The organism is Corticimicrobacter sp., from assembly GCF_040137905.1.
GTDB lineage: Bacteria > Pseudomonadota > Gammaproteobacteria > Burkholderiales > Burkholderiaceae_B > Corticimicrobacter.
The window spans coordinates 1-24941 of sequence record NZ_JBEFDG010000017.1; the positions used below are offsets into that span (position 1 = coordinate 1).

Below are 24941 nucleotides of genomic sequence, written 5' to 3' on the forward strand. Positions count from 1 at the left end.
ACCACCTCGCCGCCACGACGCGCAACACCCATGCTGTTGCCCGCCAGTTGATCCGCCTGTCTCGCATTGTCCGCATTCTGCTTGACCGTGCCCGACAACTCTTCCATGCTCGCCGCCGTCTCTTCCAGCGATGCCGCCTGCTGCTCCGTACGACTGCTCAGATCCGTATTGCCCTGCGCAATCTCCGTCGAGCCCGTGTTGATCTCGTCAACACCCTGACGTACCTGCGCTATCACCCGCGTCAGGCTCTCCTGCATCTTGCGCAGCGACACAAACAACTGACCAATCTCGTTGCGTGACGTCGCGTCAACCCGGTGCGTCAGGTCGCCGGCAGCCACCAGCCCCAGGGCTTCACCAGCCTGAGCCAGCGGGCGCAACACAGAGCGGGAAATATAGAGCCAGCATCCCAGCGCCAGCACCAACGCGACGACCAGCAAGATGGCAGCACCTATCGTGGCAATATCCGTTTGCCGCGCAGCATCACCCGTCAGATTTGCATACAGTTCACGCGCCCAGACAAAATAGGCATCGAATTGCCGATTCAGTTCCGCCACGTATTGGTCACGATCTGCCGCCCGCGAGGGCGAGGCATATTCAGTATCATCGCCATCACCGAAACCCTGCACGGCATTTGCGGCCATGCCCAGATAGCCCTTGAGCGCCTGATCGATGCTGTCGGAGATTTTCTGCCCTTCCGGATCCTTGGGCGCATCATGAAACCGCCGGAAGATACTTTCGATTTTCTGCTCGGTTTCCTTGGCTTTGGCCACATTGGCCTTTACACCATTGGGATTGTTCAGCAGGTAATCCCGGTGCGACAGCGCCAGGTAAAGGCGGTTTTCATTGAGGGCAGCGCGCAATGACGTCAGCACTTCGACGCGGTTCGTCGCCACGTCATAGAGATTCTGGAAGCCTTGTTCAGAACGCTGGGCGTTATTCCATGTAAAGCCAATCGCCAACAACAGCCCTGACACAAACAAAGACAGCACCAGCAACATACCCGTGCGGACGGTGAGATTCTTCAGCACTCGCTACTCCCTATCAACTTTCAACAATCTTATCGTGCTGCAGCGCAAAATCAATCCGGGAAAACCAAGCGGCCTGTCGTGAAACAGGCCGCTTTGGGGTGACTTCCGGTTATCGCTGCGAGTTCAGCAAGGACAATCCCTGTATGCGTTGGAATGCAAGCATGGAGGCCTCGAACGCATTGCTCTGGAAAAGCAGCATGCTGTACATCTCGACCATATCCATTTCGCTGCTGCCTTCCAGACTGGTCATCTGTGCGCTGTAGCTCAGTGCACGCAGGCTGCTGTTGGTGTCGAGTGCTGTCAGTTCATTCATGCGCGCGCCGATGGACGCACGCACCGTCAGTACATTGTCGAAATTATTGGACAGTTTGGCACTGGCTTCACTCATGGCGTTACGAAACACGGCCACACTGGCCGGATCGTTCATATCCACCTGATCCAGGGCATCAATCGCCGTCTTCAAGGTCGTAAACATGTTCATATCGACATCAGAAGACGTAATGGGTGCCACAGTCACGACATCGTTGCCCGTGCCACCAGTACCCGGCGTACCACTCAGCTGGATTTTGACATTGTTGGGCAGGGTCACCGTCAAGCCCGTAGCGGCATCATAGGCACCACTGATAGGCGGTACGACAGAGGTCGTGCCATCGGCCTGGCGAACATCGTAAGTACCTGCAGTGCCATCAAATACAATCGTGTAGCTATTGCTGTTGGAGGCCCCTCCAGCCGGTAATACCGGTGTGCCGACAACCAGCGTGGAATTGGATGTACCTGCACCCGGTGCCACTGTTGCCACAACATCCCGTGAGCCAGGATTGGCCCGCTCGAAAATGTCGGAACCCAAATTGGACGAAGGCATCTGACGGGTTTGGTCGACCTGAATCATGCGTGGCTGGTTGCCACCCTGATAGTCACTCGTCACCCAACCATTCTGCACTTCGTAGGCAGGTGTCTGGCCCTGATTACCCGAGAAAATGTAGTGCCCGTTCCCGTCCGTCGCATTTGCCTGGGTATACAGGCTGGCATAAATTTCCTTCAGTTCCGTCGACAATGCGCGCAGATTCGACGGCGACAGGCTGCCATTGCCCGCATTGACCAGCTTCTCCTTCACGGAAGTCATGGATGTGACCACCGTATCGAGAGCCTCAAGCGATGTCTTGAGATTCTGCTCGGCCACATCACGGTTCTTTCCATGCTGGACATTCACTGCCTGGCTCTGGCTGACACTGATCGCCAACGAAGCAGCCAGAGGATCGTCTCCAGGTCGCAGCACCCGCTTACCCTGCGCAATTTGCTGGTAAAGCTGCGACATGTCACTTTGCTTGTTGTTCATTGTCGCAGTGCTGATGCTATACATGAGCGAGGTGCTGAGGCGCATGGCTTTATCCTGGTTATTCCGTCAATCTCGTAATCTATCTATTGCCAACCGCAATCAGTTGCGCAGCCCCAGCAAGGTATCGAACAGTTGCGAACCCACATCAATGAGTTTTGCTGCCGCCCGGTACTGGTCAGAGAACTGCATCAAGCTCATCAATTCTTCATCCTGGTTCACACCTGACACATCCTGCTGTGCCTGTAGCCGTTGCGTCACCAGATTCTGCTGTGACTTGTTGGCGGTTTGGACCTCTCCGGTCTTGACACCAACCTTATTGATCAAACGCCCATAGGCATCATTCGGGCTCAGGGTGCCATTCCCGAGAATCCGCTCCGTCCGCAGTTTGGCCAGCAGCAGGCCATTTTCACCATTGGTGGAGCCACCGGTACTGTCCGCTGCAGCAATTTTGTCAGGCTCGGTGATCGCCAGGGACAAATCACGCGCACCATGCCGAACCGGCTGAATTTGCCAGGAGTCACCAGCACTGGCCGTGGTCGGCAAAGTGTATTGCACTCCGTCAACGACCATATTGTCAGTCACCGGAGAATGCGTCTGGCCCGTCGTGAGATTGGTCAGCGTATAGGCACTGCCGTCGTACTTGAGTTCGTAGTCGTGGCCCGTCAACGCCTGGTTGGCAGGTGTCGTGCCACTATCGGCAAACTGCACCTGCAGCGGACCGGTCGTAGCCGCGTTACGACCACTCGCAAGCGTGACAGGATTCGCGATATTGAAAAACGCCCCCCCCGGCTGCCCGAATGAATCCAGGCCTTTTTCATGCTGAGCATTGAAGGCCAGGGCCAATCCGGTTGCCAACCGCCCCAGGTCGTTCTGGACACTGTCGATGGTTTCACGGCGGAACGCCAGCAAGCCACCCAGTTGCCCGCCCTTGAGAAGATCTTCCTTGAGCTCGACCTGATTGAAGCCACCACTGCTGTTAGGAGACGAATAAGCGATTACCGTGCGCGACGGATCGGCAGCCGAGCGAACGGCACTCAGCGGATAGACTCGCTCTCCGGACAACAATGTCTGCCCGTTGCCAATGCTCAGGCTGAAATACGAACCCTCTTCTGTGAAATTGACATCAACCAATTTATTGAGTTCGCTGACCAACTGATCCCGCTGGTCATACAGATCATTGGGATGCTGACCATCGCGCGCGGTTGCCTTGGCGGAGACGATCTGCTTGTTCACATCGTTGATGCGCTCGACATAACTGTTGATCTGCTCTACCGTTGTCTGAATCTGGGTATTGAGATCGTCACGCTGGTTATTCAGGAAACGGTTGGCCTCATTGATTTGCGTGACAAGGCTCTGTGCCTGTCCCAGCATCTCCTGACGGGTCGCAGGCATGCCGGGCTGGCTGGCCACAGCATCGACACTATCAAAAAATTTGGTCAGAGCAGGATGAATCCCTGTCGCCTTGTCTGCCAGCAAATCATTCAACTGCCCGATCTGCCCTGCATAGGCGGCATAAAAAGACTGTGTTGAACTGGCGGTCACCAATTGACGAAACCGGAAGTCGTCGTACTGGCGCACGACACCATCAATCTGCACGCCTCGACCGATAAACCCGTTACCCGATAGCGTGGCCCCTGCCGTGGAGGTCAGGGCCTTCTGACGATTGAATCCAACCGTATCCACGTTGTTCAGGTTGTGGCCCGTGGTGTCCAGCTTGATGCGGGCCGCATTGATACCTGCCACGCCAAGGTTGTATAGATTCATCGTCTTGCACTCTTAATGTCTATGATCCAACACTATAACGGCACGCAGGGCGCATTCTTTAGTGTGGACCCATCTGGGCCATGACGCGGATCAGCTTGTCCGCATAGCGTGGGTCGGTTGCATAGCCTGCTGCCTGGACAGCACGTGCCGCCTGATGCTCGGTGGTTGCATCCATAACGGCCTGGTAGCGCGGGCTGCGACTGATCAGCCGCGCATAATCGGCAAACGACTCCTCGTAGGAGTCATAAGCGCGAAACGGCTGCATGACTTTCTGCGCCACGCCGTCCTGATACTCGGTTGTCATGACGTGCACGACCTTGCCTTTCCAGCTGCCCGTCGCCTTGATACCGAACAGATTATGACTGCTGCGACCATCCGCGTGACGGATTTCACGCTGCCCCCAGCCGGATTCGAGAGCCGCCTGGGCCAGCATCAGGCGAGCCGGCACGCCACTATCTTCGGCAATATTGCGGGCCTGCGGTGCCATGCGCGCCACGAAGTCGACGACATGCTGCGGTGCTCCGGCTGCCAGCGCCTCGCTGACTGCCTGCTGGCGCTGAATGCCGGCTGCACGCGGCACTCGGGTCTGCGCAGCCAGTTGCGGGTCCTGCTGCGTCATGACATCCATCAGATTGGCCACGCCCGGTGACTGCACCTCGGCTTCCCAGGTACGCAGATGCCGGTCATTGCCGTCATGAACCGGCAGTGCACTCAGGAAATCATCATCTTCGTTGGTCTGGAGGGCTGCTTGCCCCAGCGCTCCGGCAGGCAGCCCGGTACCCATGCCCTGCTGCATTTGCTGCAGAATCGCCTGGGCCAGCCCGATCCCGGGATTGGAGAGATCCATCGCCAGTTGTTCATCACGCATGGACTCCAGCAGCCGGGTCTGGTCGCTGTCGAACAGCCCCTCGCGCGGCGTGGCCTCGCGCATGCGCTTGAGCAATATGTTGAGAAACAGCGACTCGAATTGCTGTGCCACCTGCTGCTGTGCCGCCCGCGATTCGGGCGTACGCTGTACCGTACCGCGCAAGCTATCCAGCTCGCGTACATCAAAAACCATATTGGCGCGGTACTGCAGGGAATCCGATGAATCAATCGCCATGATCGCGTACTGCCCGCCTCAGATGATTTCAAGTTCGGCGCGCAAGGCACCCGCCGTCTGCATTGCCTGCAGGATGGACAACAGGTCCTGTGGCGTAGCGCCCAGGGCATTGAGTGCATTGACCACATCAGACAGGCGCGTACTGGTCTTGACCAATTGCAGCCCCCCCCCTTCCTGGCGCATGCTGATTTCTGTCTGTGGCACCACCACCGTCTGACCATCGGTAAATGGCGTATCAGGCTGGCTGACCGCAGCACTGCGATTGATGATCACGGAAATGTTGCCGTGCGCCACGGCCGCTTCATCGATCGTGACATTGCGGTTCATGACCACCGAACCGGTACGGGCATTGATGATGACCTTGGCCACGGCCGGAGCCCGTCGCACCTCGATATTCTCGAGCTGGGACAGGAATGCCGGCACAGCCGATGGATCAAGCGGGCCCCGGATCTGCACCAGTCGACCATCAAGCGCCTGGGCTGCTCCCGAGCCGAACTTCTGATTGATGGCGTTGACCACGTTCTGGGTCGTGCCGAAATCCGAATCCATCATCTCTAGATGGATCAGGCCATCCTGGGCCAGCATGGTCGGCACGGGACGTTCGACGATCGCGCCGTTGGAAATACGTCCACCATTGAGCTGGTTGACCTGCACGCTGCTGCCCCCCGCAGAGGCACCGGCACCACCGACCAGCATATTGCCCTGGGCAATCGCATAGACTTGCCCATCAACCCCCTTGAGCGGCGTCATCAGGAGCGTACCGCCGCGCAGGCTCTTGGCATTCCCCATCGACGACACCACGACGTCCAGCGTCTGGCCTGGACGGGCAAAGGCTGGCAGGGTCGTGGTCACCATAACGGCGGCGACGTTCTTGAGCTGCATGTTTGTACCAGGCGGCACGGTAATGCCAAGCTGCGACAGCATGTTGGTCAGGCTCTGCTGCGTAAAGGGCGTCTGGCGGACCTGATCGCCACTGCCATCAAGCCCGACCACCAGCCCGTAGCCGATCAGCGGATTGCCGCGCGCACCCTGGACATTGGCCAAATCCTTGATGCGTTCGGGTGCCGCAGTTGCAGGCCCTGCCAGCATTGCAGACAGCAGGATGGATGAGAGACAGGCGAGAATTCGGTTCCAGGACATCATGGATCAGAAGGGCGAAGCTATCAGGAAAAAGCGCTGCAGCCAGCCCATGGTCTGAACTTCGTCCATGGTGCCCTTGCTGCGGTACTCGATGCGTGCATCGGCGACCTGGGTCGAAGATACGGAGTTCGTATTGCCATTGATCGTGCGTGGATCGACCACCCCCGAAAACCGGACATATTCGCTGCCCCGGTTGATGGCAATCTGCTTCTCACCGGCAACCTGCAGGTTGCCGTTGGGCAGGACGCCGATCACGGTCGTCGTGATCGTTCCGGAAACAGTATTGTTGGCGCTGCTGTTGCCTGTGCCCTGCGCCTGGTTATTACCCGAGAGAGTCGTGTTCTGCCGGTCCCCAAAAGCACCAGGAAGGATTGCCGGCGTAGCGTCGAATGTCATCCCCACCCCACCAGTACGATTGGTGTTCGTGGAAACACCCTTGGCCGCATTGGTGCGTTCGTTAAGCACGATCGTCACGATATCGCCGGTATTGCGCGGCCGGCGATCCTCGAACAGCGGGTAGTTGCCATAGGCAGAATTGCTGTAGATCGATCCATTGGGCACTCGCACCTCCGCCAGTGGTGGCGGTGGCGGTGCCGTGAGAGGCCCCACCACGACGGGCTCGGGCGGCACCAGGGCACACCCCCCCAAACCCAGGAGGGCGATACCGCCCAGCAAGGCCAGCCGGCGTACTGCATCACGCCACACCACTGCATTCCACACTGCGATCATGCCCGACACCCGCCTGTCTTACAGTTGCGTCAAGCGCGCCAGCATCTGGTCCGACGTCGAGACGGCCTTGCTGTTGATTTCGTAGGCCCGCTGGGTCGTGATCATGTTGACCAGTTCCTCGGCCACGTTGACGTTGGACGTTTCGAGGTATTCCTGTGCCAGCGTGCCAGCACCATCGAGCCCGGGTTGCAGAACATTGGCAGGACCGGACGAATCCGTTTCGAGATACAGATTCTGGCCGATGCTTTGCAAGCCGGTCGGATTGATGAAGGTCGCCACCTGCAACTGCCCTACCTGCACGCTGGTACCTGCTGCACCGGGCTGGGTCACGGACACCGTACCATCCTTGCCGATCGTCATCTGGAGCGCATTGTCGGGAATATTGATCGGCGGCTGGATCACGTAGCCGCCGGCCGTGACGAGCTGTCCGTTCTGGTCTTTCTGAAGTGCGCCATCACGGGTATAGGCCAGCGTACCATCCGGCATCTCGACCTCGAAGAAACCACGTCCCTCGATCGCCACATGCATTTCGTTGCCTGTCTGGTTCATATTGCCATCGGTCTGAACCCGAGCTACGGCCACCACTCGTGCACCCGTACCCAGTTGCAGGCCAGACGGCAACTGGTTGGCATCGCCGACCTGTGCACCCGGCTGGCGCAAGGTCTGATACATCAGATCCTCGAACACGGCGCGCGAACGCTTGAAGCCATTGGTACTGACGTTGGCCAGGTTGTTGGAGATGACGTCCATCCCCATTTGCTGGGTTTCCAGCCCGGTCTTGGCAATCCACAGCGAACGGATCATGATTGCTTTACTCCATTTGCACCCGCAGATACGGGCATCAATAATTCATCAGTTGGCAGGAGACAGAATGGCATTGGCACGCTGGGCATTGCCATCAGCGTGCTGAATCACCTTCATCTGCATTTCGAAACGGCGGGCATTGTTGATCATGCCCACCATGGCAGCCGCAGGATTGACATTGCTGCCCTCCAGCGCGCCGGATACGATACCGATCGTCGGATCGTTGGGGAGCGGGCCTGCTGGCTGGCCGTTCGGCCCAACCGGGCGAAACAGACCATCATCGCCACGCACCAGTTCACCAGGGCCCGCATTGACACGCTTGATCTGCCCCAGTGCCACGACATCATTGGGTGGATCGCCTGCGCCCAGTGCCACCAGTGTGCCATCGGTGGAGAAGGTCAACCGTGCCCGCTCAGGGACATCGATCTGTCCACCGTCGGCCGACACGACCGGATTACCCTGTGCCGTACGCAGCACGCCATCGACACCGACCTGGAAACTGCCAGCCCGGGTGTAGGCCTCGCCATTGGGCGTCTGAACAGCAAACCAGCCCTGCCCGGCAACCGCCACATCCAGCTCTCGCCCCGTCGTCTGCAGCACACCTTGCGAGAAATCAGCGCCCGGTGTGGTCATGACTGTGGCCACACGCGTCGGCAGTCCTTCACCGACGATGGGCACGGCGCGATACGCCGCGATTTCGGCGCGAAACCCCGGCGTATTGATATTGGCCATGTTGTTGCTGAGCGCGGCCTGGTTTTCCAGGGTCCGCGCCGCACCACCTGCCGCAGTGAACAGAATGCGATCCATGCTCAGCGCATCGTGACCAGCGTCTGCATGATCTGATCCTGCGTCTTGATCGTCTGCGCATTGGCCTGATAGGTCCGCTGCGCAATGATCATGTTGACCAGTTCCTGGCTCATGTCCACGTTGGACTCTTCAATGGAGCTACCCTTGATCACAGCCAGGCCATTTGTGCCAGGTTGTCCCAAGTTGGCAGGCCCGGAAGCGGAGGTCTCGACCCAGGCATTGCCACCACGCGGCTGAAGCCCTTGCAGGTTGTTGAAATCGGCCAGGGCCAGCACACCCACAATACGATTCTGGTCGTTCGTGTATTTGGCTACGAGCGTACCATCCCGATCAACCGACACGCTGGCATATTCGCCTGTGGCATAGCCATCCTGCAACAGGTTGGCACTGGCCTCGCCGCCAAACTGGGTGGCGTTATTGAAATTGGTTGTAATTGCCAGTGGTGCCGCCGGGGAAGTTGTACCGCCCGGAGCAGCAAAATTCAATACGTTATTACCACCCGACTGCAAAACGCCTTCATTGTTGAAGGTCATCTGGAACGAGGTAGCCGGCCCGCCACCTACCACCATAGGACTCGATCCCAGATAGGGATGGACATCCCACACGCTATTGCCGCTTGCGGCATCACGCTTGACAAAGTACAACTTGAGTTCATGCGCATTGCCCAACGAGTCGTACACCGTACGTGGTTCAGCCTTGGTATAGGTGCTGGCATCCTCAGGGTCAAATGCCGGGGTAGCGGGCTTGACTGGTGCATTTGCATTGAGCGTCAGCTTGGATGCAGTCAGGGTCGTCGTCGCGCGCGGCGGTATGTTTTCGACAGGCACAACCAGAGGTATGGGATCCGTGCCAACCGCACCTGCGGCATATCCCGTGAGCTGCTGCCCCTGGATATTGACGATCTTGTGATCCTTGTCCTTGTAGAACTGGCCATTACGGGTATACATCACCGAGCCACTGGTATCCACCACGCGGAAAAACCCCTTGGGGCCATCAATGGCCATATCGAGCTCGCCGCCACTGCCCGTGATGTTGCCCGTCGTGAACCGCTGGCTCACCCCAGTGAACTGCACACCCAGACCCACACGTGAACTGGCGTACACATCAGCAAAAGTAGCCGATCCAGCCTTGAAACCCACCGTACCGGAGTTGGCAATGTTGTTGCCGATAACGTCCAGATTTTGCGACGCGGCGTTCAGGCCGCTCAAACCTTGTCCGAAACCCATAATTGAACCTCACTTACCTTGATTTGCTGTTGAACCCTCCGACCCGGAACTGCTTCATGCCGCTGCCGACAGCCTGAAGCCTGGTCCGATCGGACTCAATTACATGATCTTGCGAATATCGAACAGGCTGACCTGCTTGCCCATACCGAGATCCAGTTTCAAACCATCTGCGGTATACACCACACTACGCACACCACCTGATGTCAGCGCCTCGGCCAGTACTTCCTTGCCATCGGCATCCACAGCCTTGACCTTGACAACATACCCGCCATCCGGCACGGCCTCGCCCAGGTCATTGTTTCCGTCCCAGGTCACAGACACGACACCGACCTTCTGGTCGGTCAGTTCGATCGTCCGCACCACCTTGCCACTGGTATCGGTGATCTGCACCGTGGTGTTTGCTGCGGGAGCCATGAAATCAATGCCGAACGGGGTCGCCTCACGCAGGGACGGATCCTCGCTATTGCTTCCGAGCTTGATCGACGTACCTGGAATCAACACATTGCGACCAATCAGGCTGGTGGCCTGCATGGACTGTCCGATATCGATCTGGCCGCTCAGCGCCAGCATGGTATTGTTGAGCTGATTGATGCCGTTGACGGTGGACAGTTGCGCCATTTGAGACGTGATCTGGTCATTGTCCATCGGGTTGAGCGGATCCTGGTTCTGCAACTGCGTCACCAGCAGTTTGAGAAAACGATCCTGCGTTTCCTTGAGGATAGCCTCGTTCTGTGCAGCTGCCAGCCGCATCGCGGCACCACTGTTGTTGACTACGGTATTGCTGGTATCTGTCGTCGCCATAATGACTTCCTTCCTCGGCCTGCGCCGTCTTACTGTCCGATCGTCAAGGTACGCTGCATCAGCGACTTGGCCGTATTGAGCACTTCCACATTGGCCTGGTAAGAACGCGATGCGGAAATCATGTTGACCGTTTCCGCCACCACATCCACATTGGGCATGGCCACATAGCCTTGCGCATCGGCCATTGGATGCCCAGGGTTGTATTCCATACGCAAAGGAGAGGTGTTGTCCTGAATCACGCCAGCCACTGCCACACCGCCGATTTCCTGCCCATAAGGCTGGCCTGCTGCGGGTGCGACCTGGAAAACGACCTGGCGTGCCCGGTAGGGTTGGCCATCGGGGCCTGCCACGCTGTCGGCATTGGCCATGTTGCTGGCCGACACGTTCATGCGTTGCGACTGGGCCGCCATGGCCGAACCCGCGATATCGAAAATACTCATCAGGGGCATACTTTCAATCCTTTGTCATCATTGCGACTGCAGCGCAGACTGCAACGACTTGATCCGGCCCGACATGACGGTCAAACCCGTCTGGTATCGCAGCGTGTTATCGGCAAATTGCACACGCTCGACATCCATATCGACAGTGTTGCCATCCAGGCTGGGCTGCAGCGGTTGGCGATACAGCAGCGTTTCCGGCCCTCCCGCGCTGTGTGCCTTGGCCGGGATATGACGCGAGGACGTCAGCGCCAGGCTGACATCCGGCAGGCGACGGCTGCCTTCCATGGCCTGCTGCATCGCATCGCCAAACGAAAAATCGCGCGCTTTGTAGCCAGGCGTATCAGCATTGGCAATATTGGACGACAATACTTCCTGACGTTCTGCACGCAGGCCGATAGCTTTCTGATGAAAGCCGAAATGCTCGTTGATGCGATCCAGTACAGGCATGGATACTCCGCTCAATCCCTTTTGTAACAACACCCTTTGCAAGGCATATCTACTTTTACGACTTATGAATCTTACGTAGCCATTATGCAATGCAATCCCGCAAACAAGCCTGAATTTCCCCGTTTGTTTGAAAAATGCCTCATTGCCACCACTTCTACACTCGTTTGATGCCGATACGCCGCCTGCTTGCAGCCCTCTTCTCCCTGGCCGCGTGCCTGTCCCCGGTGGCTCAGGCCGCTGCCGCCGAAGCAGGTCCAGACCTGGCCCTGAGGATCCATGAGGCCATAGATGCCCATCTCCGGCAGGAAACCCAGAACCTGCCGGGACGCCTGGAAACCGCACCGGATATTCCTGACCTCACCCGGTACGCCGACTGCGACGAACTGAGCGTGACACGCTCCGGTGGTTCACGTCTGCGCAGCCGGATGTCGATCGGTGTGCGTTGCCTCGCGCCGACGAACTGGACACTCTATGTCCCCACGCAAATCAGCCTGATCGGGACGTACTACGCGACAACCCGAACCTTGCAACCGGGTGACGCCGTTACAGCCGATGCCATTGCCCCACAAGAGGGCGAACTGCTGGGATTGCCCGATGACACCGTCATGGACCCTGCACAGGCCATCGATACTTCGGCACGCCAGCGCATTCCTGCCGGACAACCGCTCCGACTTGGTTCACTGCGACATGCCGACGCCATCGTGCGTGGTCAAGCCGTGCGACTGATCGTGCGAGGAGCCGGTTTTGTCGTGACAGGTGAAGGTCAGGCGATGGCCGATGCCTCACCAGGCAGCCGGGTCCAGGTCCGTGCAGCGTCTGGCCAAATCGTGACAGGCGTGGTGCTGGATGCCAGAACCGTCGAGATTCCGCTTTGATACAGCGATCCAGACAGACAGTATCCGTGAAGATTTTTTCACCTTTGTTACTCTAAAGAATCCCACCGTCTTTCCGTTATGTATGGCAAGACCCTTGATCTGCCATACAATCAACGCGCAAGCACCTGGAGATAACCGTGAAAGTTCTGCCTACACTCGCCTCAGTGACACCGGCTGCCGACCGGGCGCTGAATCGTGCGCAGTCGTCGGCAGCGGAATACGCTCGTGCCAATGCCCCCACGCAGCATCAAGCGGGGCAGCCTGCGACCCAGGGCAACAGTGCGCCCGTCACACTGAGTTCTGCCTCACGGGCCATCCTGGCCCAGCAATCCCCCGCCCAGGATATCGACCAGGCCAAGGTCTCTCGCGTACTCGCGGCCATCAAGGCCGGGGAGCTGAAGATTGATCCGGCCCGCATTGCAGACAATCTGATCGACAACATTCGCGATCTCTATCGCTAAGCTGCCATGACTGCACACACGATTCAGGATCTCTCTGCGGCACTTGCCCAGGAAGCGGAATTGGTCGAACAATTCGTGGATGTGCTGTTGCAGGAATCCAATCTCCTGAACGGGATCGACACGCTGCTTGAGCTTAACCAGATCGCCGAAAAGAAACAGACTTTCGCCAATCGTCTGGAAGACTGCGCCAAACTGCGCCTTGAATTGCTGCAATCACTCAATCTGTCTGCCGACAACCCGGAAGTACCTTCCGACATCGCCCTTGAGCACGTCGAGATCAAGGCCGGCTGGGATCGCCTGATGGTTGCTGCAAACAAGGCATCCGAGCAGAATCGCCACAACGGCATCATCATCAGCGTCCACCGCCAGTACATTGACGACTCGCTGGCTGAATTGCGCAAAGCACAACGCAGCAACCAGTTGTACGACGCTCAGGGCAAGACCAAAGCCATCCGTCAGCGACGCCCCGGGGTCGCAGGCTGACTGACTGAACAGCTCATCCCGTGCGCCTGTACAACAAAACAGGCTATGTCATTCGCCCACAAAAGAGGGCGGGGTCTTTTAGACGGCCATTTCCAGAAACGCAAAGGTCTTGAGCAACGCAGCCAGCGTATTCTTGCCTGATTGCGCCGGCGTCCATCCCGTCAAGCGTGTCACCAGTTCACGAAACGGTGCCGCATGTGTCGTATGCGTCAGTTGCCAGGTCGCCGCGCCCAACTGGCCGGCCAGCATCGCACGCTGCAGCCATGCATCCTCGTTACCGACACCATCAAGCAACGGCCAGGCCTGGGCCATGTACTTGAAACACACGCGGGCGTGCTCATACTGCATCATCCAGACAGCCAACATATCGGCTGACACTTTGATCTCCGGCATGTTGCTCAACCCGAACCACTGGTTCATCACCTGCCCGGTCTCGGGATTCAGGGAACGGATCACGACCAGCCTCAGCTCTGCAGGTGCAACATCGCTCACATGCCCTGCCTCGCCCTCGGCGGGAGCCACATGCAACCAACTGACGCGAGCCTGCCCAATCAACAGGACATCGCCGCTGCCCAGCCGGCCGGCCGGTGTCGCCCGCAACTCGGCCATACCGTCCGGGCGACGCCGCAGCGGCACGTACGCAAGATGATCGGCCAGTTCGCGCACGCTTGAGACCGCTCCCTGGGCCGTCTGCAGCTTGAGGCTACCCGCCACCAGCATAAGCCACTTGAGGTGGGGCATATCCAGTGCTTCCATCTGCGCCTGAGGCACCCGGTCGAATACATGCACGGTCGGCATGTGCGCCACACCCTGCTGCAGCCAGGACACCCGCTGCCGGAAAGCATCGTTGACATCCAGGGCCACGGGCATGTCATGTGGCTCGCAGGCACTGAAAGAACCGTAGGGCATCAGCAATTGCTGCGCGGGTGTCGTCATGACCTGCCCGGTATCGCTCATCAGCAGTGCGCCGGCCAGAGTCGTCACGGGCACATTGGCCGCCAGCGATACGCGGCCATGCAGTGCCAGCATATAGTTTTCGCACACCGAAGTGTAGGCATCGCGCGCCGTCTTGAGCCACAACTGCGCCAGAGACGCCACGCTGACCCGGCCATCACCGGGCAGATAGACCTGGTCGCGCCAGCTTTCCCGCGCCAGCCTGCTGGCACGGTCGTAAGCAATCCAGTTGAGCGCCGCCTGATAGGCGGCCTCGGCACCTTCCTGCCCCTGTTGCTCTGGTTGTCCCTGAGCCATCAGCCAGTGCAGTACGCGCTGTCGTTCTTCTGTACCCGGACCACCACCCGGCCCGGTTTCCGCTGCGGCCTGGACATTGCCCATCAGGGCGGCCAGATCTGCTTCGGCAGGCGCATAGAGGCCGGATTTTTCCTGACCCACCTTGGAAAGTGCGCGCTCCACGAGATCCATGGCATCGGGCAAGACCAGGTCTTCGGGCACACGCTGGCCACCTGACACGTAGTGAATGGGCACCCCATGACGGATCACTGCATCCAGCACGGAACCGATATGCGTGGATTCGTCGACCTTGGTAATGATGCAGCCCCGCAAGGTGCTTTGCGTTTCTCCGCTCTCGGCGCGGACGGAAAAGGCATTCAACACTTCTTCAAGGGTATCCCCCTGGCTGGCGGCATTGAGCACGACCAGCCGCTGCACGCTGCGACCCGCAGCATCCAGCATGGCCAACTGGCGCTCGACCCCCTGGTCGCGCTGACTCAGCCCGACGTTATCGATCAGCACGACGCGCTTGTCCTCGAGCCTCTGCATCAACGGCTTCAGGTCTCCGTCGTGACGCATCGGGAAAACCGGCACGCCCATGATCCTGCCATAGGTCTGGAGTTGCTCGTGTGCACCGATCCGGTAGCCATCCGTCGTGATCAGTGCCAGGGCATCGCGACCTTCCTTCTGCACCCAGCGTGCCGCCAGCTTGGCAATGGTCGTGGTCTTGCCAACGCCCGTAGGCCCCACCAGCGCATAGACACCACCCTGACGCAGCACGGCAGTATCGTCGGCCACAACCTGCAGACGGGCAGCCAATTCCTGTCGCAGCCAGCGGAACATGGCAACGTTTTCCGTCAGGTGTTCCGGCATGGCCGACAGCAACTCGCGTGTCAGCACCGTACTGAACCCGGCTGCCAGCATATCGCGCATCAGCGCCACGCGCGTGGGCGCACGCTTGAGAGTATCGCCCCATACCAGGCCATCCAGGCGGCTGGACATGAGATTCTGGAAATTGGCCAGTGCCTCCGCCATCTGGGCCTCGGCCGGCCCCGAGGCTGCTGCACTCGTGCGCACTGCCTCCGCGGTGACCGGTGCCGGTCGGACTGATTCGGTTGTGGCTTGTGCGAGTGCAGGATTCTGGGCTGGCAGATCGGCAGCCTGTGCATAGGCAGCCATGGCCGGTGCGAAACGCTGTGGCTGGGCCACCGGCACCGCAGGTGCTTCCTGCACAGGAGGAACCACGGGAGCAGGACGTGCTTGCCACGATTGCGCAGCAGGCGCAGCTTGGGCTGTCGGCACAGGGCGCGCTGGCGCAGAGGGTGCCGGCGTGACCTGCGTCACTTCGATCTCGTCGGCTCCGGTTGCCACCACTTCAATCTGGTCACCTACCCGCTTGCTGGAAATGATCAGGGCATGTTCACCCAGCGCAGCCTTGACCTGCCCCATCACCTCCCGTGCCGTGGCACCGGTAAACCGCATTGCCTTCACGCCTGACCTCCGATCACAGCAGTCACACGGATCATGTGATCACTGGGTATTTCACTATTGGCCAGTACGGCCATATGGGGAATATGCATGCGCAGGAACTGGGCCAGCGCAGTACGCAGCGGCGTCGGTACGAGCAAGACGGGAGGATCACCATTGGCCTCCTGCTGTTCGACGGCCGCCTGCGCCTCGCGCAGCACGGTTTCGGCCAGCCCCGGCTCAAGTGCACCACTGGTGGAGATGGCCTGGCCCAGCACGCGCTCAAGCCTGGGCTCCAGGCCGATCACCCGCAACTCATTCTTGCCATCGAACCATTGCTGGACCAGCGCCCGTCCCAGACTGCGGCGCACCTGAGGCAACAGGTCAGCCGCATCCGGCGTGCCCCCCTGGGCAACAATGCGTGGGACATACTCGGCAATCGTCTCGATAATGCTGCGCATGTCGCGAATCGGCACTTCTTCAGCCAGCAGTCCCTGCAATACCTTCTGCAGGGTCGACAGGGAAACCGTCTTGGGCACGAAGTCCTCGACCAGCTTGGGTGCCTCGCGACCGATCCGGTCAAGCAGTTGCTGCACTTCCTGGCGTCCCAGCAGCTCGGCGGCATGCTGATGCATCAGGTGATTGATGTGGGTGGCGATCACGGTGCCGGCATCCACCACGGTATAGCCAGCAGCCTGGGCCTTTTCACGCACGCCGTTCTCGATCCAGAGTGCAGGCAAGCCGAAAGCCGGATCCTGGGTAGGTACGCCCTGCACCGCCTGATCAATGCCACCAGGGTCGATTGCCAACCAGAAATCGGGCTCAGCGCTGCCCTTGCCGATCTCTACGCCGGACAACAGTATCCGGTAATCACCTGGCCGCAACTCAAGGTTATCGCGAATATGAACCACGGGCGGCAGGAAGCCGACATCCTGGGCATACTTCTTGCGCAAGCTGCGAATGCGCTGCAGCAACTCGCCGCCCTGGGTATGATCCACCAGAGGAATCAATCGGTAGCCCACCTCCAGACTCAGCAGATCCACAAGGGAAACATCGTCCCAACTGGCTTCTACCGCTGTTGTAGCCGCCGCAGCCTCTTGCTCCAGCGGCATCCGGGCCTGCACTTCCATCTCCCGCTGCTGTCGTTTATAAATTGCCCATCCTCCCGCACCCAGGATGGCAGCCAACGACAGAAATGCCACATGCGGCATGTTGGGGATCATGCCCATCAGGCCCAGCACACCAGCAGTCAGGAACAATACATGAGGGTTGGAAAACAATTGCCCCATGACCTGCTGGCCGATGTCCTGATCGGTTGCTACGCGCGACACCACGACACCCGCAGCGGTCGAGATCACCAGTGCCGGCACCTGGGCCACCAGGCCATCACCGATCGTGAGCAGCGTGTAAACATGCGCGGCCTCACCGAAGCCCATATTGTGCTGGCCGACCCCAACGATCAGGCCACCCACGACATTGATCACCATGATCAGCAGGCCAGCCACGGCATCACCACGCACGAATTTGCTGGCACCATCCATGGAACCATAGAACTCGGCTTCCTGGGATACCTCTTCACGCCGCTTGCGCGCCTCTGCCTCGCCGATCAGGCCCGCATTGAGGTCGGCATCGATCGCCATCTGCTTGCCTGGCATCGCATCCAGGGTAAAGCGTGCACCGACTTCCGCAATCCGGCCGGCACCTTTGGTAATCACGATGAAGTTGATGATCACCAGAATGATGAACACGATCAGGCCGACGGCGAAGTTGCCGCCCACCAGAAAATGTCCGAACGCTTCGATGACCTTGCCCGCGGCATCTGGCCCTTCGTGGCCATTCATCAGCACGACGCGCGTCGAGGCCACGTTGAGCGACAGCCGCAACAGGGTTGCAAACAGCAGAACCGAGGGAAAGGCGGCAAAATCCAGCGGCTTGCGGGTAAACATGGCGACCAGCAAGATCATGATGGACAATGAGATGTTGAACGTGAACATCAGGTCCAGCACGAAAGGCGGCAAGGGCAGGATCATCATGCCCAGAATCAGCACGATCAGGATCGGGCCAGCCATCAGCTTGGAGTATTCTGCGCCCCTTCCGCGCAGCAAGCTCATTATTGAATTCATGCAGGTTCAACCGGTTGGGACGCCAGCGGGTCCAGATTGTTCGGTACAGGCAGTTTCCTGGGCGCGGTTGGTTGTACGCCCTTGCCATGCTCGCGCCAGGCACGAAGCTGGAAGACCCAAGCCAAGACCTCTGCTACCGCAGTGTACAGCGCCGTAGGGATCTCCTGATCCAGTTCCACGTGTTTATGTAGCGCCCGCGCCAATGGCGGCGCTTCGAGAACGGGAATCCTGTGTTCCGCCGCGATCTCCCGTATACGGGCAGCGATCAATCCGCTGCCCTTGGCAATCACGGTCGGGGCACCATTCACGCCTTCCTGGTAGCGCAGCGCCACGGCAAAATGCAACGGGTTGGTGACCACGACATCCGCCATGGGCACCTGCGACATCATGCGCCGGCGGGACATCGCCCGCTGCTGCTGTTTGATGCGCCCCTTGACCTGCGGATCCCCTTCGCTTTCCTTGTACTCCTGCTTGATGTCCTGCTTGGACATGCGCAGCTTTTTCATATGGCTGAACATTTGCCATGGCGCATCGATCAAGACAATGAGCAACAGGCTGGCCACAACAAGAATGCATGTCACGGCCACCATATCCAGTGACGCCGCGATTGCCGCCGCCGATGGCGCAGCGATCAGGGACAGCATGGCATCACGGTTGCCCCATATGATCCAGGCTGCCACGCCACCCACCAGCAGGGATTTGCCTAGTGACTTGAAAAGCTCGACCAGAACCTGCATCGAGACCAGCCGCTTGAGGCCACTCAGCGGACTCATCCGGCTGAATTTGGGCTCAAGCGCCTTGGAGGAAATGACCAGCCCCCCCATCGCAACCGATCCCAAGACAGCCAGCACGGCCAGCACGGCCAGCACGGGCGCAACGGAAATCAGCCCCAATCCGACCATATAGACCGCATTGGCAACCATCTGTCCAGGATCGGCAATCACAATCTGGTCGAAGGCCAGGCCGCGATGATAGATGCTGCCCAATTGCTGGAACATCCAGCCAGACACCAGCCACAGCGTGGCAACGCCTCCCAGCAGCATCAGGAACGTCGTCAGTTCCCGCGAACGAGCGACCTGGCCTTCCTCACGCGCCTTTTCCAGGCGCCTGGGTGAGGCTGGTTCTGTTTTTTCCAGGTCGCTGTCTTCTGCCATACCCGCTCAGGTCAGAAGCCCAGGCTTGCCAGCAGGTCATCGACCTGCTCCTGGTCGGTCACGATATCGGCCTTGTTGGTATTGACCTGGGGGCCGTTCAACAGGCTGTCGGAATTGTCGATCTTTTCCTTGGGAACGTTGTCGAGCAAAACCTGCAACAGTTCTTTCTCGATAGCTCCGACGACATCCATCATCTTCATGATGACCTGACCCGTCAGATCCTGGAAGTCCTGGGCCATCATGATCTCCAGCAGCAGCGAATGCGTCTGCTGCACCTTGTCCGGTGCCGCGCGCAGGAAGCTGCGGGTATCATCGACCAGCTCACGGGCCTCGGGCAACTCGAGATCGCGAGGCTGGTCGAACCAGGCCGCCCAACGCTTCTCCAGTTCCGTGGCCCCTTTGGCAATCTCGTCCTGTACAGGTTGCGCTGCCTCGGTTGCCGACAGCACCCGCGTTGCTGCCTGTTCGGTCATGTGCGCCACGTAGCGCAGCCGGTCACGGGCATCCGGAATTGCCTCGGCTGCATCCTTGATGGCGCGGTCGAGTCCAAGCTCGCGCATGCTGTCCCGCAGCATGCGTGTAAGGCCGGCGATACGCTGGATCAGCTCCTGATCGGGCAGGTTCTGGGAGGCCGCCGGATTTTCAATCTGTGCCATGGAGACACTCCTTCACATATCTTTATCCAGCCAGCTTTTCGAAGATCTTGTTGAGCTTTTCTTCCAGCGTGGCAGCGGTGAACGGCTTGACGACATAACCGTTGGCACCGGCCTGGGCAGCCGCCACGATGTTTTCCTTCTTGGCTTCCGCCGTCACCATCAGCACAGGCAAATGCGACAGTGCGGGCGTAGCCCGGATCGTCTTGAGCATTTCGAGGCCATCCAGATTCGGCATGTTCCAGTCAGACACCACGAACTGGAAGTTGCCATTCCGGAGCTTGTCCAGCCCCTGGGCTCCATCCTCTGCCTCATCGACGTTCTCGAACCCCAGCTCTTTGAGCAGGTTGCGCACGATGCGTCGCATCGTGGGGAAATCATCCACAACCAGGATCCTGATATTCTTGTCCATATTCCAAATGCTCCAAAACTCTAGCCGTAACGCCGACTAGACACGATTTCCACGATCACCCATACCTGCCAGCCTGGCCAGTACGCGGCTACTCATTTCATTCAAAGACACGACTTCTTCAGCCGCCCCCATGGCAATGGCCTCGCGAGGCATGCCGAACACCACGCAACTGGCTTCGTCCTGTGCCAGCGTGCGGGCACCCGCCTGGCGCATCGCCAGCAGACCTGCCGCGCCATCCTTGCCCATACCGGTAAGAATCACGCCGATGGAATTCTTGCCCGCCATCTTGGCAGCCGAATTGAACAGTACATCCACCGAAGGCCGGTGCCGATTGACCGGCTCGCTGGCATCCAGTTCGACAATATAGTTGGCCCCGCTGCGTGCCAGTCGCATATGGCTCTCGCCACCGGGTGCGAGATAGGCATGGCCTGGCAGCACACGCTCGCCATGCGTGGCCTCGCGCACCGTCATGGCGCAACAACCATCGAGCCGCTGCGCGAATGAGCGCGTAAAACCTGCCGGCATGTGCTGCGTGATCAGGATGGCCGGGCAATCGGGCGGCAAGGGTTCAAGCACATGCCGGATAGCTTCGGTCCCACCCGTCGAGGCCCCGATGATGATCAGTTTCTCGGTACTGGACAGCGGGCTGATCAGGCGCTGTGGCACGACCGGAGCAGCCAGCTTGGGGCGGGCAGCAAGCCGCACACTGGCGGCAATGCGGATTTTCTCCGCGATCAGGTCTGTATAGTCGCGCAACCCTTCCCGAATACCCAGCTTGGGCTTGGTCACGAAATCGACGGCACCCAGCTCGAGCGCCCGCATCGTAATCTCGCCCCCACGTTCAGTCAAGGACGACACCATGATGACCGGCATGGGGCGCAGCCGCATGAGCTTCTCGAGGAAGTCCAGGCCATCCATGCGGGGCATTTCGACATCCAGCGTCAGTACGTCAGGGTTGTGCTGCTTGATCAATTCACGCGCAACCAAGGGGTCCGGGGCCACGGCCACGACCTCCATATCCGGCTGGCTGTTGATGATCTCGGTCATCAACCCGCGCACCAGTGCGGAATCATCCACGCACAATACGCGAATCTTGGGTTTCACAATTTCTCCTTCTTGGGCGGACGCTGCAACAGCTCGACCCGTCCACTTTGGTTATACGCCCGCAACCGTTCCATGGCCGACGAGCCTGTCCCGGCAGCAGCGGCACCCACGCCACCGACGGCAGGCTTGCGCCCGCCTCCCAACAATTCGACACGGCCAGCTCGTGGCGATGCACCCATGAAACGCTGCAGCTCGTCTTCCTGGCGGATGACATCCGCATCATCACGGCTGCCTGCCAGCTTGCGCACCAGCACCTGCCCCGTAGCAGGAAAATAGTTGACCCGCCGCGCATGCGTGCCACGCAGATCCTGGGCCGCAATACGAATATGTTCAACCTTCAGATATTCAAGCACGAAATCCGCATTGCGATTGCCAATATCCAGGTAGGTCATCTGGTGCAGCACGGCACCGCCCCCGAATACCTTGGCTTCCAGACGCTCGCGCACAGCACCGGCCTTGAGGATTTCGTTGATCAGCACTTCCATGGCATAGGCACCATAGCGCATGGTACTGTCGCCCCCGGTCTGGGCACCACCCGGCAGCATGAAGTGATTCATGCCCCCCACACCAGTATGCGGATCGCGGATGCAGGCAGCCACGCACGACCCCAGCACCGTCGTCAGCATCATGCCCTGGCCTGCCTTGGTCACGTAGTACTCGTTGGGCAGGATCTTGACGGCCGCTGTCTGATGATCGTTGTCGTGGTATTCACGGGTGGCACGAGCGTCAGGGCCCAATGCTTTCATGGGCGCCCTCCGGTCAGTTCATACATGGTCTGCCCACGCAGCACGAAATCGTTCGTGATATAGGTAAAGTTCTCCGAATGCCCAGCAAACAGCAAACCGCCCGGTTTCATCAATGGCACGAACCGCTTGAGAATCTCGGCCTGCGTTTTCTTGTCGAAATAGATCATGATATTCCGACAGAAAATTACATCGAATTTCCGTCCTTGCATTCCCCAATCACGATCCAGCAGGTTGAGCGGCCGGTATTCGAGCATGCGCGCCAACTCGGGCTTGATCTTCACATAGCCCGCCTGCTCGCCCTTTCCCTTGAGGAAGAACCGCTTGAGCCGTTCCTGTGACATGCCCTCGACACGCTGCATGGCATACACGCCACGCTGAGCCTGCTGAATGACCTTGGTATCGATATCGGTCCCCAGCACCTTGGCCTGTGACGCTCGACTACCGAGGGCCTCTGTCAATGTCATCGCGATCGAGTAAGGCTCTTCGCCCGTGGACGCGGCACAGGACCAGACCTCGACCGGATCCTGCCGTTGTGCCACAAACCGGGCCAGCAACGGAAAGTGGTGCGGCTCGCGGAAAAACGCCGTCAGGTTGGTGGTCAATGCATTGGTGAAATCCTCCCACTCCGAAGAGTTGGAGTCATTTTCGAGCAGATCCAGATAGGTCTTGAAATCCACACCCGGAAAATTCCGCAGCCGCCTGACCAGGCGGCTGTAAGCCATCTCGCGTTTCTGCGCGCCCAGCGCAATGCCCGCGCGCGCGTAGATCAAAGCGCGTACACGCTCGAAATCGCGATCGCTGAGCACATACTCCCGCTCGGATGCTTGTGGAGACGTCATTTCTGCTGACATTTCCTATCCCTGCTTTACCAAACGATCCATGGGCACATCGATCACCTCGTTGGAGGCTACCTTGAATGCGGCTACAGCCTCGGCCACATTGCGCGCCTGCTCTTCCAGGGATGCCGCCGCCGCGGCAGCCTGTTCCACCAACGCAGCATTTTGCTGCGTGACCGAGTCCATCTGCGTCACGGCCTGATTGACCTGATCGATACCCGTTGCCTGCTCTTGTGAAGCAGAAGATATCTCGGCCATGATATCCGTTACCCGTTGAACCGCCGCAACGATCTCATCCATGGTCATGCCGGCATGTTCGACCTGGGAGGAACCGACGTCGACCTTGTTGACGGACTCCGAAATCAGGATCTTGATCTCTCGGGCAGCCTGGGCACTGCGCTGTGCCAACGAGCGAACCTCTCCAGCCACCACGGCAAAACCTTTGCCCTGCTCGCCGGCACGTGCGGCTTCCACCGCGGCATTGAGTGCCAGGATATTGGTCTGGAAGGCAATGCTGTCGATCACGTTGACGATTTCAGCAATCTTGCGTGAACTGCCCGAAATATCCTGCATCGTATTCACGACATCGGCCACTGCACTGCCACCACGACGCGCCACTTCCATGCTGCTGCTGGCAAGTTGATCGGCCTGGCTGGCATGATCGGCATTCTGGCTGACCGTGGCAGCCAATTGCTCCATGCTCGCTGCCGTCTCTTCCAGGGAAGATGCCTGCTGCTCGGTACGGCTGCTGAGATCCGAATTACCCTGGGAAATTTCACGCGCACCGAGATTGATTTCATCCACGCCACGACGCACCTGCGACACCATGCGGGTCAGGTTGGTCTGCATGCGACGCAACACGGCATTGAGCCGTCCGATTTCGTTACGCGACTCACCGCGTACCCGCGTGGTCAGGTCGCCCTGGGAAACCGCTTCGATATGCCCGACGACCTCTTCAAGAGGACGCAGCACCAGCCATTGCAGGTAGATATAGGTCAGCAGCACCAGCAGGACGGAACTGATCATGCCGACTACGACACCACCCACGATCCACTTGAAACGGTATTCCGCCTGTTCGGACTGCTGGTGGGTCGCATTGGCCGATTGCTCGATCAGGCTTTCAAGGGTACGTCGCCAGTTGGCCCATGCTTCGCCAAGTTGTGCCTCACGCTCCTCGAGCTCATCCACGAGTATGGTGTGATAGGCCAGCATGTCAGCCTTGTCGAGTGCCTCCAAGAGCCGGGGAAAGATCTGCCCGACGACGCTGTTCCATGCCGACAGCAATGCCTGCAACTGGGCCTGGTCTGCTCCGGAGCTGACTGCGGACGCCTTGAACTGCTCGAGCGCCTCGCTGACCTCTGCCAGGCGCTGCTGCGCAGCGGCAAGGCGAATTCTGCTGACAGGTCCGAGCCCTCGTGCCTCTGCCGTTGGCAGCACAGCCACGGGGTTGCCCAAGGCATCGTATTCAATGCGCGGCTGTACGGGTGCTGCATGCTCTGCAATGTAATACCGCTCGACGACGCTGGACTGAGCCGCTCTCAGATCAAGATAGAGGGCAACGGTTTCATCCAGGCGCGACACAGCCCCTTGCAGGCGCAGCACCTGCTCGGATTGTTCGGCATTGCGCTGGAACTCTGTATTGTTCCAGCTCAAGGGCACCAGGCCCAGCCCGGCCCCAGCCACCAGCATCAGGCAAAACAGCAGCAGCACCGAAATGATGCTGCTGCGCAGGCTCAGATTGACTAACAGTTTTCGCACGCGTCTACCTTCCCA

General features: G+C 59.2%; 24 protein-coding genes. 3 read left to right on the forward strand and 21 right to left on the reverse strand.

Features of this window, described 5'->3' with window-relative positions; all coding sequences use genetic code 11:
* The 12 genes from ABN482_RS01880 to flgB form a co-directional block, all read right to left on the reverse strand.
* Positions 1 to 1028 (reverse strand): Tar ligand binding domain-containing protein (locus ABN482_RS01880; protein WP_349502399.1); only part of this gene is annotated, 1028 nt, incomplete at its 3' end.
* A gap of 109 nt (positions 1029 to 1137) precedes the next feature.
* Positions 1138 to 2409: a flagellar hook-associated protein FlgL gene (flgL, locus tag ABN482_RS01885; RefSeq protein ID WP_349502400.1), complete on the reverse strand. Its 1272-nt coding sequence runs from the start codon at positions 2407 to 2409 to the stop codon at positions 1138 to 1140.
* Positions 2410 to 2463: 54 nt separating this feature from the next.
* On the reverse strand, positions 2464 to 4128 hold the full coding sequence (gene flgK / locus ABN482_RS01890) for a flagellar hook-associated protein FlgK (protein WP_349502401.1): 1665 nt from the start codon (positions 4126 to 4128) through the stop codon (positions 2464 to 2466).
* A 58-nt stretch (positions 4129 to 4186) separates the two neighbouring features.
* Positions 4187 to 5230, reverse strand: coding sequence for a flagellar assembly peptidoglycan hydrolase FlgJ (gene flgJ, locus ABN482_RS01895; RefSeq protein ID WP_349502402.1), 1044 nt, complete (start codon positions 5228 to 5230; stop codon positions 4187 to 4189).
* A gap of 18 nt (positions 5231 to 5248) precedes the next feature.
* A complete protein-coding gene (locus ABN482_RS01900; RefSeq protein ID WP_349502403.1) occupies positions 5249 to 6319 on the reverse strand; it encodes a flagellar basal body P-ring protein FlgI in 1071 nt (356 codons plus the stop codon).
* Between the two features lie 57 nt (positions 6320 to 6376).
* Positions 6377 to 7099, reverse strand: a complete 723-nt coding sequence (locus tag ABN482_RS01905; protein ID WP_349502404.1) for a flagellar basal body L-ring protein FlgH — start codon at positions 7097 to 7099, stop codon at positions 6377 to 6379.
* 18 nt (positions 7100 to 7117) lie between these two features.
* Positions 7118 to 7903: a flagellar basal-body rod protein FlgG gene (gene flgG, locus ABN482_RS01910; protein WP_349502405.1), complete on the reverse strand. Its 786-nt coding sequence runs from the start codon at positions 7901 to 7903 to the stop codon at positions 7118 to 7120.
* Positions 7904 to 7951: 48 nt separating this feature from the next.
* Complete coding sequence (locus tag ABN482_RS01915; protein ID WP_349502406.1) at positions 7952 to 8710, reverse strand: flagellar basal body rod protein FlgF; 759 nt, start codon at positions 8708 to 8710, stop codon at positions 7952 to 7954.
* A 2-nt stretch (positions 8711 to 8712) separates the two neighbouring features.
* Positions 8713 to 9936: a flagellar hook protein FlgE gene (flgE, locus tag ABN482_RS01920; protein WP_349502407.1), complete on the reverse strand. Its 1224-nt coding sequence runs from the start codon at positions 9934 to 9936 to the stop codon at positions 8713 to 8715.
* A 99-nt stretch (positions 9937 to 10035) separates the two neighbouring features.
* Complete coding sequence (locus tag ABN482_RS01925; protein ID WP_349502408.1) at positions 10036 to 10737, reverse strand: flagellar hook capping FlgD N-terminal domain-containing protein; 702 nt, start codon at positions 10735 to 10737, stop codon at positions 10036 to 10038.
* A 29-nt stretch (positions 10738 to 10766) separates the two neighbouring features.
* Positions 10767 to 11186, reverse strand: a complete 420-nt coding sequence (gene flgC / locus ABN482_RS01930; RefSeq protein WP_349502409.1) for a flagellar basal body rod protein FlgC — start codon at positions 11184 to 11186, stop codon at positions 10767 to 10769.
* Positions 11187 to 11204: 18 nt separating this feature from the next.
* The gene (gene flgB, locus ABN482_RS01935) at positions 11205 to 11624 is read right to left on the reverse strand and encodes a flagellar basal body rod protein FlgB (protein WP_349502410.1); all 420 of its coding nucleotides are present in this window, start codon (positions 11622 to 11624) and stop codon (positions 11205 to 11207) included.
* A gap of 167 nt (positions 11625 to 11791) precedes the next feature.
* Here flgB and flgA point away from each other — a divergent pair, with 167 nt between their 5' ends.
* The 3 genes from flgA (at position 11792) to ABN482_RS01950 (ending at position 13443) form a co-directional block, all read left to right on the forward strand.
* Positions 11792 to 12499: a flagellar basal body P-ring formation chaperone FlgA gene (gene flgA / locus ABN482_RS01940; RefSeq protein WP_349502411.1), complete on the forward strand. Its 708-nt coding sequence runs from the start codon at positions 11792 to 11794 to the stop codon at positions 12497 to 12499.
* A gap of 137 nt (positions 12500 to 12636) precedes the next feature.
* Complete coding sequence (flgM, locus tag ABN482_RS01945; protein ID WP_349502412.1) at positions 12637 to 12960, forward strand: flagellar biosynthesis anti-sigma factor FlgM; 324 nt, start codon at positions 12637 to 12639, stop codon at positions 12958 to 12960.
* Between the two features lie 6 nt (positions 12961 to 12966).
* Positions 12967 to 13443, forward strand: a complete 477-nt coding sequence (locus ABN482_RS01950; RefSeq protein ID WP_349502413.1) for a flagella synthesis protein FlgN — start codon at positions 12967 to 12969, stop codon at positions 13441 to 13443.
* Positions 13444 to 13521: 78 nt separating this feature from the next.
* On the opposite strand, the gene flhF is transcribed toward ABN482_RS01950, so the two are convergent.
* Genes flhF through ABN482_RS01995 form a run of 9 tightly spaced genes read right to left on the reverse strand, consistent with a single transcriptional unit; the run spans position 13522 to position 24926 of the window.
* The gene (gene flhF / locus ABN482_RS01955) at positions 13522 to 16155 is read right to left on the reverse strand and encodes a flagellar biosynthesis GTPase FlhF (protein ID WP_349502414.1); all 2634 of its coding nucleotides are present in this window, start codon (positions 16153 to 16155) and stop codon (positions 13522 to 13524) included.
* Positions 16156 to 16160: 5 nt separating this feature from the next.
* Positions 16161 to 18263: a flagellar biosynthesis protein FlhA gene (gene flhA / locus ABN482_RS01960; protein ID WP_349502415.1), complete on the reverse strand. Its 2103-nt coding sequence runs from the start codon at positions 18261 to 18263 to the stop codon at positions 16161 to 16163.
* Positions 18260 to 19417: a flagellar biosynthesis protein FlhB gene (flhB, locus tag ABN482_RS01965; protein ID WP_349502416.1), complete on the reverse strand. Its 1158-nt coding sequence runs from the start codon at positions 19415 to 19417 to the stop codon at positions 18260 to 18262. Before flhB ends, flhA begins: the two co-directional genes overlap by 4 nt.
* A gap of 11 nt (positions 19418 to 19428) precedes the next feature.
* Positions 19429 to 20073, reverse strand: coding sequence for a protein phosphatase CheZ (gene cheZ / locus ABN482_RS01970; RefSeq protein ID WP_143859336.1), 645 nt, complete (start codon positions 20071 to 20073; stop codon positions 19429 to 19431).
* 22 nt (positions 20074 to 20095) lie between these two features.
* Positions 20096 to 20482, reverse strand: a complete 387-nt coding sequence (gene cheY, locus ABN482_RS01975) for a chemotaxis response regulator CheY (protein WP_349502417.1) — start codon at positions 20480 to 20482, stop codon at positions 20096 to 20098.
* Positions 20483 to 20518: 36 nt separating this feature from the next.
* Positions 20519 to 21529, reverse strand: a complete 1011-nt coding sequence (locus ABN482_RS01980; protein WP_239990189.1) for a protein-glutamate methylesterase/protein-glutamine glutaminase — start codon at positions 21527 to 21529, stop codon at positions 20519 to 20521.
* Positions 21530 to 21582: 53 nt separating this feature from the next.
* Positions 21583 to 22332 carry a chemoreceptor glutamine deamidase CheD gene (cheD, locus tag ABN482_RS01985; RefSeq protein ID WP_349502418.1) on the reverse strand — a complete coding sequence of 250 codons (750 nt, stop codon included), beginning with the start codon at positions 22330 to 22332 and terminating at the stop codon, positions 21583 to 21585.
* On the reverse strand, positions 22329 to 23183 hold the full coding sequence (locus ABN482_RS01990) for a CheR family methyltransferase (RefSeq protein WP_349502419.1): 855 nt from the start codon (positions 23181 to 23183) through the stop codon (positions 22329 to 22331). The genes cheD and ABN482_RS01990 overlap by 4 nt, the downstream gene beginning before the upstream one ends.
* Before the next feature lie 3 nt (positions 23184 to 23186).
* Positions 23187 to 24926, reverse strand: coding sequence for a methyl-accepting chemotaxis protein (locus tag ABN482_RS01995; RefSeq protein ID WP_349502420.1), 1740 nt, complete (start codon positions 24924 to 24926; stop codon positions 23187 to 23189).
* Positions 24927 to 24941 lie beyond the last annotated feature (15 nt).

Coding starts and splice junctions, on each gene's coding strand:
- flgL (WP_349502400.1), bottom strand. CDS start 2,409: ATGCGCCTCAGCACCTCGCTCATGTATAGCATCAGCACTGCGACAATG.
- flgK (WP_349502401.1), bottom strand. CDS start 4,128: ATGAATCTATACAACCTTGGCGTGGCAGGTATCAATGCGGCCCGCATC.
- flgJ (WP_349502402.1), bottom strand. CDS start 5,230: ATGGCGATTGATTCATCGGATTCCCTGCAGTACCGCGCCAATATGGTT.
- ABN482_RS01900 (WP_349502403.1), bottom strand. CDS start 6,319: ATGCTGGCAGGGCCTGCAACTGCGGCACCCGAACGCATCAAGGATTTG.
- ABN482_RS01905 (WP_349502404.1), bottom strand. CDS start 7,099: ATGATCGCAGTGTGGAATGCAGTGGTGTGGCGTGATGCAGTACGCCGG.
- flgG (WP_349502405.1), bottom strand. CDS start 7,903: ATGATCCGTTCGCTGTGGATTGCCAAGACCGGGCTGGAAACCCAGCAA.
- ABN482_RS01915 (WP_349502406.1), bottom strand. CDS start 8,710: ATGGATCGCATTCTGTTCACTGCGGCAGGTGGTGCGGCGCGGACCCTG.
- flgE (WP_349502407.1), bottom strand. CDS start 9,936: ATGGGTTTCGGACAAGGTTTGAGCGGCCTGAACGCCGCGTCGCAAAAT.
- ABN482_RS01925 (WP_349502408.1), bottom strand. CDS start 10,737: ATGGCGACGACAGATACCAGCAATACCGTAGTCAACAACAGTGGTGCC.
- flgC (WP_349502409.1), bottom strand. CDS start 11,186: ATGCCCCTGATGAGTATTTTCGATATCGCGGGTTCGGCCATGGCGGCC.
- flgB (WP_349502410.1), bottom strand. CDS start 11,624: ATGCCTGTACTGGATCGCATCAACGAGCATTTCGGCTTTCATCAGAAA.
- flgA (WP_349502411.1), top strand. CDS start 11,792: ATGCCGATACGCCGCCTGCTTGCAGCCCTCTTCTCCCTGGCCGCGTGC.
- ABN482_RS01950 (WP_349502413.1), top strand. CDS start 12,967: ATGACTGCACACACGATTCAGGATCTCTCTGCGGCACTTGCCCAGGAA.
- flhF (WP_349502414.1), bottom strand. CDS start 16,155: ATGCGGTTTACCGGTGCCACGGCACGGGAGGTGATGGGGCAGGTCAAG.
- flhA (WP_349502415.1), bottom strand. CDS start 18,263: ATGAATTCAATAATGAGCTTGCTGCGCGGAAGGGGCGCAGAATACTCC.
- flhB (WP_349502416.1), bottom strand. CDS start 19,417: ATGGCAGAAGACAGCGACCTGGAAAAAACAGAACCAGCCTCACCCAGG.
- cheZ (WP_143859336.1), bottom strand. CDS start 20,073: ATGGCACAGATTGAAAATCCGGCGGCCTCCCAGAACCTGCCCGATCAG.
- cheY (WP_349502417.1), bottom strand. CDS start 20,482: ATGGACAAGAATATCAGGATCCTGGTTGTGGATGATTTCCCCACGATG.
- ABN482_RS01980 (WP_239990189.1), bottom strand. CDS start 21,529: ATGACCGAGATCATCAACAGCCAGCCGGATATGGAGGTCGTGGCCGTG.
- cheD (WP_349502418.1), bottom strand. CDS start 22,332: ATGAAAGCATTGGGCCCTGACGCTCGTGCCACCCGTGAATACCACGAC.
- ABN482_RS01990 (WP_349502419.1), bottom strand. CDS start 23,183: ATGTCAGCAGAAATGACGTCTCCACAAGCATCCGAGCGGGAGTATGTG.